Here is a 9,696-nt window from a genome sequence, read left to right as displayed (position 1 = left end):
ATTTATTTAGCACCATTACCATATTTACCTATCAATATCAACCATTGGTTTTGGTGTTGACCCTCAAAAGTACTACATTTTTTCTCTCCAAAAAGCCAAACTACATAACAAGGAGGGAATCCAATGGCAAAAGATAAAACAAAAACAAAAACAAAGAACAAAAGCAAACAAGAAATAAACGATATGAAAAACAATAATAAATACCGCACGAATCGACCGCCCGGAAACTAACCCGGAAATCTTTTCGGACAAAACTGCCGGCTAAAACGCTATAACAGCAAGCTCCCCCAAATATCAAGGGGGAGCTTGCTGTTATTTTACAGAAAATAAAAGCCGACTCCCATAATGACGTAGGCGGCAAGTAGAACCATCCCATCAAACCAATTCGAATCCCCATCCACCGATATCATAGCCATCAACAACACAGCCATGGCCATACTGACTAATTCAGCCCACGAAAACACCAAAGACATCGGATTGGAAAAAAAGAGCGATATTAGCACAAGTACTGGTACAACGAACATCGCAATTTGCAAGGTTGATCCTACCGCAATTTCCATCGCCACATCCATTTTATCTTTATATGCCATAATAACTGCCGATGCGTGTTCCGCTGCATTACCGACAATGGCAACAATAATGACCCCAATAAACAGTTCTGACCAGCCAAATGTTTCACCGACTAAATGAAACGTATCGACGAGTTTTTCCGAAACATAGGCAACTGCGATCGTTGATAGGGCTAACACAATAACCGACTTGCCTTTACCCCATTCCGGTTCTTCCTCCGCTTGATTTTCCGCTTTTTCCTTTTTACTTGCATATACCCCGCGATGCGTGACCAATTTAAATACTAATGTTGCAGCGTACAAAATGATTAAAATAATGGAGATCCCGATACTAAAAATCATTGTATGACGGTCATTCATCCCATATGAAAACACTTCCGGAATCACAAAGGCAACAAGTACGGCAAAAATCAATAGTCCCGCATTATGTTGCGCATGATATATATTAAACTTCTGACGTTTATACCTTAATCCGCCAACAAAAAAAGACAAGCCAGCAACAAACAATAAATTTCCCAGCACCGAGCCAGTTAATGAAGCCAATACAATCCCGACAAGCCCAGCCTTCAGGGAAAAAATTGAAATAATCAACTCAACCGCATTCCCAAACGTTGCATTCAATAGCCCGCCAATTCTTGAACCCATTACTATTGTCAGGCTATCGGTTGCCCGGCCAATAAAACCTGCCAAAGCAATAATGGTTAAACAATAAACAACAAACATAAATATGGTGGGCCAATCAAGCATTGAACCAATAACAGAAACTGGTAAGCCAATGACCACCATAACGATGAAAATAATATTCACCATCCGGGAATCCCCCTTTAAATCCTCGTTAGAAATAGATTGCCCAGTGAAAGAGATATTATTTGTAAATTGCATGATGCAGAAAAAACAGCACATAATAAACGTGTTCCGCTGAATATCAATTAGTCAATAAAGGTCAAAATATACTCAATTCATATATGTATTTCTAAGTAAATGGACGTTATTTAAAGTTTTTTGTCCAGTTTATATTGACTATTATTTAATAATGGTATATAATTTAATTGTAAACGAAATGAAGGAGGAAGATATGATGTTTGACTTAATGCCTTTTCACAAAAGAAATGAAGATGTATTTCGCAACATGCTAAAATCGTTTGATGATGCGTTTAACCGTGATGTCTTTTCTCCGTTAAATCAGGAACTTGGTTCATTCCGCACCGATATTACGGAAAAGGATAATGCTTATTATATTGAAGCGGATTTACCAGGTATTGCAAAAGAGGATATCAACATTAATATAGAAAATAATCATTTAACCATTTCAGCTAAACGTGACAACAATCACGAAGAAAAAGATGAAAATAACAAAGTAATCCGCCAAGAACGCCATTACGGTGAATTCGTCCGCAGCTTTTATGTGGACAATGTAAATGAGGACGAGATCTCCGCGAAATTGGAAGATGGAATCCTTAAAGTAGAAATTCCAAAAAAAGATACAACCGCACCTGCCTCAAAACAAATTGATATTCAATAAAGTAAAAAACACGTAAAAAAACTCCTCATAGTTCAACTACGAGGAGTTTTTTTGCTTTATATGATGCGTCATGCTTTAACGCTTTAAGATGAAGGAAAACTGACCCCTTACTGTAAAAATTTCACACAGACCACTTCAGGTACTGCAATTTCTGAATCCAATTTGGAAAGCCTTCCTGTTTCACTATCACGTGCAAATAAAACTACATTTCCCGTATGCTGATTGGATGCAACAAGATAATTCTCACTTGGATCCAACACAAAATCCCGCGGCCATTCTCCGCCAGATGGCATGTATTCTACTAACGAAAGCTTGTTTGTTTCATCGTCAACAGCAAAAACGGCAATACTATTGTGCCCGCGATTTCCAGCATAAACAAATTTTCCATCTGAAGAAATATGAATCGCACTGGCATCATTCGTCTCCATAAAATCAGCCGGGATTGTCTTGATATATTGTTTTTCCGAAAAACTGCCCGTTTCCGTATCGTATGCCAAAACAATGATTTCTGAACTTAATTCGGTAATCAGATAGGCCACTTTTTGATTTGGATGGAAAACAATATGTCGCGGACCACTGCCACCGTTGACCTGCAATGTTGCAACGCGCCTTAATCCGTTATCTTCTATTTGATAGGTCACTAGCTCGTCCGTACCAAGGTCACAAGCAAGGACATATTTCCCATCCGGCGAGAATCCAGCATAATGCACATGTGAATGTTCCTGACGCTTATGCGGCCCGCTTCCTTCATGGAAAACAAATGACCCGGCTTGTAATGCACCCTGTTCATCCACTTGGTACAGTCCAACAACCCCTTTATGATAATTAGCAGTAACAACTTGATCGCCTCGAACCGTTAAATGACAAGGTGGTGCGCCATCCTCCAGCTGGCTGTTTATCTTCGTCAATGCACCAGTTCTACTATCCAACGTATATGCATTGACACCACCTTGATCCCCATCCTGCGCAACCGAGTAAAGATACTTGTTGTCATCACGGACAGTTACATAAGTAGGGCTCCCAACCTTGGCCGCCACCTCTGTTTTACCCAATGTTCCAGCATCTACATCCAATTCGAACCGATAGATCCCTTCACTCGTTTGCCGTGTATAGGTTCCGGCATACCCAATATATTTTTTGCCCATATGTATCGCTCCTTTTTAAAAACAATGTAATTACAGTATAACACGTTGATGTAGGCCAGCGCTTTTTCGTTAACTGATGTTTGGAATACATTAGGATTAACTCTTGGGCCATGGTTGAGCCCGAATGCTATTTTTCTGCTCAGCAAGCAAAAGGACATCCGGAGTACGGGATGTCCTTTTAAATTTACCAATAGCGTTCTTCCCTGTTAATACTTACTGCGCATGTTTTTCTTTATAGGCTTTTGCATACTGATCAGCTGCAAAAATTGCATCGGCGACATCGTCTGCTGTGACCTTAAAGGCTTGATGGATTGTTTCACCTTCAGTGGTAGCCGCTTGAGCCACTTTCATGATGTCATCTCTTGTTGCATCTTTCAATTTGATGTCTTCCAAAGTGACTGGCAAATCAAGGCTTGTATACAGCGCAATGTAGCGCTCAATCTCCCTCAAATCGCATTTTTCGAGCGCGAGTTGGACAAGCGTACCAAAAGCAACTTTTTCACCATGTGTCATATTATGGATGTCACCATGCAAAGCTGTGAAGCCATTGTGAATAGCGTGTGCTGCTCCGAGGCCGCCACTTTCAAAGCCTAAACCGCTGAGCAGAGTGTTGGCTTCCACAACAGATTCAAGCGCTGGCGTTACTGATTTGACTTTCACGGATTCATAAGCTAGATTGGCATATTTGAAAAGTGTTTCTTCACATTTTTCAGCAATCGCTTGTCCGGCAATTGTTGTTTTGCCGCCTGCCATTGTGTTGCCTCCTGCCAGGATGACGCTTCGAGCTTCCACCCAGGTCGCCAATGCATCCGCAATCCCTGAGGCCAGAAAACGTGGTGGTGCGCCTGCAATAATTTTTGTATCGACAACAACAAGATCTGGATTTTTATTGTAGAAACGATAACCTTCAAAAACCCCATCATCTGAATAAACTACGGATAACGCACTTGTTGGTGCATCGGTTGAAGCAGTTGTGGGTACAATCACAGTATAGCCGTTCAATTCGTCTGATACAGCTTTAGCGGTATCGAGCGTTTTACCACCACCGACACCGATAACCACTGTTGCATTAGCATTTTTAGCAATGTCAGTTATCCGCTGAATTTCTGTTTTGGAAGCTTCTCCGTTAAAGATAACTTTCTCGGCCTTAAGGTTTTTATGTTTCAATTGGTTAACCAGTTCGTTCCCGGCAATATCCCAAACCGTTTCATCCGCTATGACAATGGTTTGCTCACCAAGGTCCTTTACGTATTCCCCAATATTTTGAATGACATTTTTCCCCTGAACATATTTAGCGGGGCTGGTGAAAATTCTTTCAGTCATGTCGTAACACTCCCTATTTAAGTAATCCAATTATACTTTCCCCAATTAGGTAGAATTAAAACAAATTGGGCGTTTTTACGCAGTCAACTCTCTCACTTTCTTGGCCAAAAACGTCTGTACCCCGGCAATTATGAAAAGAATTCCTGCACCGATTGCTACCATAGCCGGAAACCCAATGACGATCAGAATCACTCCTTGTACCGTCGTTGCTTTTTTTGGTACATGTCTACCGATCAGAAGCGCAATAATTTCTATTATAAATAACCCAACAAGCATGACCAATAAAAATGTCAAATGGTGCAGGATAAGCAACAAATTCGGGTAATGTCCCGCGTACATAAGAATCATTAATGGTGACTTCTATCGGAATAAATATGCTCAAAATGAACATAAAAACAGCCATCGCCATGCACACCATACTACCAATCGTCGCCAACAATTTTGCAGTCTGTGCATTTTTTATTTTCCACGTTTTATCACTACTCATATCACGTTTACTCACCATTTCATCATAGACTTATAAGCTATTAATATAAAGTGATTATCCATGATATTCATTTGGCAGCACCCATTCTATCTGTTCCCATTGGTTTTAGGTTTCCGTTCTTGTCATAGTTAAAACTATCGAAGCGGTATTTACAGTAAAGTATTACGAGTTGTTCTGGCAGGACAAAAAGCATAGTATAGAAAAGTAAAATAAATAGTGTTACCATTACAATGGATTCAATATCAGCAAGACCAAACGTCCTAACAAGGTATTGTAGAATGAAAAGCAATCCAACACTACCTACAATCACTACCTACAATAATTATTGGAACAAACGACTTTATATCATATTCAGCCTTAGATCTTAATTTATCCTTTTTAGACCCCTTACGATATTCCCCTTTTCCTAGCAGAATATAGAACCGAATACATGTCACAGTAAACACAAGTAAACCAAATAACAATGTTATACAGGTAAATATCAACAGGGACTTTTGCGAAATCATCCTATCTGCACCAATTAGAAACAGTGCGGAAAGATAAAAACATACTCCTCCCGTGTTTTGCGATACTAAAGTAATCAATAGGTACTGTATCTTTTGACCTTTCATATATATCTTTGGAACGGCGTAAACAATGGATAGGAGAACTAAGGCGCTTGTTATTATTAAATGTAACGTAAACAATCCACCTTCATATGGAAAAATGGTGCTATCTGCAGCTACAATATAGGTTAAAAAAAATATTAAAGGCTGAAAAAAGATAAATAATATTAATGCAAACCCCAATGAGCTAGGACTTTGTCTACCGGATTCAAGTGACCCCCTTTAAACGGCAAAGTCCTCCTCTGATAGTCTTTTTAACATCACCGTTCAATCCCTTCCTGAAGATTTTCTTCTAGCTATAGCTACTAGCTGAACCAGCCTTTTATTTTATGGATAGCACCCTTTGCGCGTCTCAGCAAAGTTTCTACTTATTGTTTCTTCCACTAGTGAAAATACCGGAAAAAATGTTTTTCATCCTTAAATGCTTCTTACATTGAAGTCTTCGAAAGCTGCATCTATTTTTTCGGGAATAAAATTATAATACTTGAAAACAACATTACGATAGGCGATTCCGTTTTCTTATCGTTATTGGTTATTGCAGTTTTGGATGGCTTTCCGCCTTTTCGCTGCTTATCAAGGTCTCTTACAGCATTGTGGAAGTGGAGTGGCAGAAGAAATATCATTCATCGAGGTAGAGCCGATTATTGGTATCCATCCCCTTGGGGTGTCCTGAATATACCATAACCCTTCATTGTCATTTCATTGATTCCAATTATGAATGGTTTGGTCCTTATCATTAATCAACTTGTCAAGCTATTACACACATAATCTATTGTTGGGTCTGAATTTTTTCATCCCTTAGCTTTTTAATTATTTTTTTTCGCTTTAGTGGTTTCATATAAATGCAGCCAAGAAATACAGCAGTACTTAAATAACCTAGAATCAACGGTGTAATACTATTAATAGCAAAAAATATAATAAAAGTAACTACTGCAAATAGAAAGGAAAGGATAACAACATTTAATTCTATTCGTGATTGTCTCATACCCTTATAGGCACACTCTTCTAAAAAATAATCATCTAGAACAATCGGGCGTTTTTTTTCCTCTGTATAATAGGTTTGATGAAGTTTATTAGCCGTGAAATAAGCAATTACTAGAGAAATAATAAACAAGCTAATATCCAGGAACAAGCTATTATATTCTTGATAGAAGCCGTTAAGAAGATTTCCAGTGATATAAAGTGCTATAGAACCCAAATATACTTTAACATAAGAGTTTTTTTTACGAATTGGTATTTTATAAATAAGCCCGTCATCCTGATCATAAAATAATGTGTATAGATCCTTGTTTCTGTAAAATGTAACTAAAGAATCTTTCAAGTTTTATCCCTCCATCAAATCTTTAACCAAAAATTGTTCCTAAACCATCAGTTATTCCTGACCACGCATCGCCTACGAAATTTTTTCTACCTTCCCATAGTGATTTGCACCTTCTCGTATATCATCTGCATGATCATAGACCCAATCGAAAGCTTTCCCGCCACCATAGCAAAACCGGCACCTATTAACGATCCAACTGGTCAACCAACTGCAAATTCCGCTGTTTCGGCCATCGTTGTTATAATACCATGACTTCCTGCTTTAAAGGCGGTATCTGTACCCCGAATAATCATACCACATTCCTTGCTTCTCTGTTTCCTCTGACGGGAAGATCATGCTGCTCTATTCAAAATCATAAGTTTGCCTGTTCCTTCTCCAATTGATTCAATTAGTAGCATGATAATTTCCCTCCTAATTCATTTTACACTTACAATCCGAGACTCTAGGCATCATCCTGTGGGAAAGCTTTTGATCTTTTGCCACCCAGAAACATGACCCTTGTATTCCCCTCAATTATCGTTGCGAGTCCGGGCAAAACGATCCCAGCAAATATAAGCATAGTTGAAAATATCAATATTATCCAATTACCATATTCAATATATGCTGCGGCTCCCATTACTCCCAATCCAACACAGCCAACATAAACGAATGTAACCAGAAAAATAACTTTAAATGAATCAGGCATGACCCATAAGCGACCTTTAAATAACTGACTAAGGTCGATTATTTGATACATGTTTTTTTTAAACATTCGACTGATAGTAAAGATGAGTAATATCATGAGAACAACAATAACTGTCACAATGATTGCATTTACATAAATCGGAATATCAACGTCAAAATAATTCGCTATAGGGCTTAAACTGCTGGCAGCAATAGAGGCTAAGATCGCCCATAAAAATTGAGAAGAACCCACCTTTTCCTTTACGGTAGGAGCTGTTAATTCTTCTGCAATTTCTGGATCCTCCACTTTATATACACGATTGGGAAGCAGCCAGTAGAAAAAAGGAAATAATAGCTTCCAAAGGGACGCCCCTCCCATATCCAGAATATAGTTCTCTCCTTTAATTGTCAGTATTCGATACCTTAAATTTTTGGCTGTACGATGCACAGTGCATTTCATACAAAATCCCCCTTCCTACCACTCCACCACTCATCAGTATGATAAATAATAATAAAAGCAATGAAAACCCAATATTGCTTTTTATGGCTTTCCACATTCTATATTTACTCCTATTTACTCCTTAACACCCGATAAAATCATTGTCATTCGAAAAAAATACTATTCCAAACTAACTTGGGATAGTATTTTAATATCTTAATATCGTAGACTAGGCGCAAACTTCATCACTCATCCTCGATAATTATAGATACTTCTATTGTTCTTTTACAAAGCCTTACGCTGTTCAGAAAAACCATTCACTTAAACAGGTCTAACCAAAATTTCATTGACATTCACATAATCCGGCTGAGTCACCGCATAAACAACGGCTCGCGCAATGTCTTTCGGTTCAAGTTTTTTCCGATTGCTTTCAAATGGGCTTTCTGAACTTAACGGCGTTTCCACCATGCCCGGTGAAATACTAGTGACGCGCACGCCAGTTTGGACAAGCTCTTTCTCCATACCAGCGGAGATTGCACGTACAGCAAATTTCGTTGCACAGTATACGGTCAATCGCTCTGTCACTTCAAATCCGGAATCCGAAGCGATATTGACAATATGTCCACTTTTCTTTTCCAACATATCAGGTAAGACGGAATGGATGCCATAAAGAACACCCTTCACATTAATATCAATCATCTGCTCCCAATCAGAGACGTCTCCTTCTAGTACTCTGCTTGACCCCATCATGCCGGCATTATTAACATAAATATCTACACTGCCAAATGCTTGTTGGGCGCGCTCAGCCAGAAAATTCACATCCTTTTGCTTCGTCACGTCTATTTTAACACATAGCATTTTTGCTTTCTGATTCATTTCTTCGGCTATTGTGGCAAGTTTCTCCCCGTTCCTTGCAGCAAGCACGACATTTGCCCCTGCCTCGGCAAGTTCTTTCGCGATGGCTGAGCCAATACCACTGCTTGCTCCGGTAACAACCGCTGTTTTTCCTACTAATTGTTGTGTCATCGTCATCAAATCCCCCCTTCGTTTAAAACACCCTTTGCTTGTCAACTTATATTCCCTTCCAAAATACATTACGAATTATAAAATATCCAGCAAGATGGGTGAAGTGTATGTGCTCATTGCTATACCAAATGACATACTTTTCAGATACGTATTTTTGCATTGCTCCCCAAACTTAATTCTAATATATCGGTATGTGCGTTCTTCCTATTAAAATACCTCACCAACGCTATTAAACCTATTATCCTATGTAAATCTGATAAACAAAAGAAGTATACCGTTAATATGCTTCTTTTTCATAATAATTTCATCCCGTTTTATTCCATCAGACCCGTAACAGGAATGCTCCCTCCCCTTTGATGGCATAATCTTTCATACTATCCTGGATTAAAAAATAGCCCCTCATAAGGCTGATATATTTCATTTGCATATTTTGAGCCATATAATACTATAAAAAATAGAATCATATAACCAAGCGGATTGATTCCGCGATGAAAGAGCCGGTATAAATGATTATTTTGTTTACCTTTTTTTACTTTTATATTCTTCTATCCTTTAATTTCACGGTAATATTTCCTTCTTTAAATGTTTTGTGATTG

General features: G+C 38.6%; 8 protein-coding genes. 1 reads left to right on the top strand and 7 read right to left on the bottom strand.

Annotated elements, in window-relative coordinates; genetic code table 11:
• Positions 1–317: 317 nt before the first annotated feature.
• Positions 318–1,379: a calcium/proton exchanger gene (cax, locus tag ABRT01_RS17705; RefSeq protein WP_269410502.1), complete on the bottom strand. Its 1,062-nt coding sequence runs from the start codon at positions 1,377–1,379 to the stop codon at positions 318–320.
• A 268-nt stretch (positions 1,380–1,647) separates the two neighbouring features.
• Here cax and ABRT01_RS17700 point away from each other — a divergent pair, with 268 nt between their 5' ends.
• Positions 1,648–2,091: an Hsp20/alpha crystallin family protein gene (locus ABRT01_RS17700; RefSeq protein WP_367749031.1), complete on the top strand. Its 444-nt coding sequence runs from the start codon at positions 1,648–1,650 to the stop codon at positions 2,089–2,091.
• 107 nt (positions 2,092–2,198) lie between these two features.
• Here ABRT01_RS17700 and ABRT01_RS17695 read toward each other — a convergent pair whose 3' ends face one another.
• The 6 genes from ABRT01_RS17695 to ABRT01_RS17670 form a co-directional block, all read right to left on the bottom strand.
• Positions 2,199–3,236, bottom strand: coding sequence for a lactonase family protein (locus ABRT01_RS17695; RefSeq protein WP_483308162.1), 1,038 nt, complete (start codon positions 3,234–3,236; stop codon positions 2,199–2,201).
• 213 nt (positions 3,237–3,449) lie between these two features.
• Complete coding sequence (locus tag ABRT01_RS17690) at positions 3,450–4,559, bottom strand: glycerol dehydrogenase (RefSeq protein ID WP_367749029.1); 1,110 nt, start codon at positions 4,557–4,559, stop codon at positions 3,450–3,452.
• A 75-nt stretch (positions 4,560–4,634) separates the two neighbouring features.
• The gene (locus ABRT01_RS17685; protein WP_269410505.1) at positions 4,635–4,907 is read right to left on the bottom strand and encodes a hypothetical protein; all 273 of its coding nucleotides are present in this window, start codon (positions 4,905–4,907) and stop codon (positions 4,635–4,637) included.
• A gap of 1,513 nt (positions 4,908–6,420) precedes the next feature.
• Complete coding sequence (locus ABRT01_RS17680; RefSeq protein ID WP_269410506.1) at positions 6,421–6,972, bottom strand: hypothetical protein; 552 nt, start codon at positions 6,970–6,972, stop codon at positions 6,421–6,423.
• A 442-nt stretch (positions 6,973–7,414) separates the two neighbouring features.
• Positions 7,415–8,095 (bottom strand): DUF443 family protein, encoded by a 681-nt coding sequence (locus ABRT01_RS17675; RefSeq protein ID WP_269410507.1) that lies wholly within the window; start codon positions 8,093–8,095, stop codon positions 7,415–7,417.
• A gap of 300 nt (positions 8,096–8,395) precedes the next feature.
• A complete protein-coding gene (locus ABRT01_RS17670; protein ID WP_269412632.1) occupies positions 8,396–9,100 on the bottom strand; it encodes an SDR family oxidoreductase in 705 nt (234 codons plus the stop codon).
• Between the last annotated feature and the right edge of the window lie 596 nt (positions 9,101–9,696).

Source organism: Lentibacillus sp. L22 (assembly GCF_040812445.1).
Lineage (GTDB): Bacteria > Bacillota > Bacilli > Bacillales > Amphibacillaceae > Lentibacillus_C > Lentibacillus_C daqui.
Note: the sequence above shows the minus strand (reverse complement) of the source record. Positions and strands in the feature narration are given on the sequence as shown.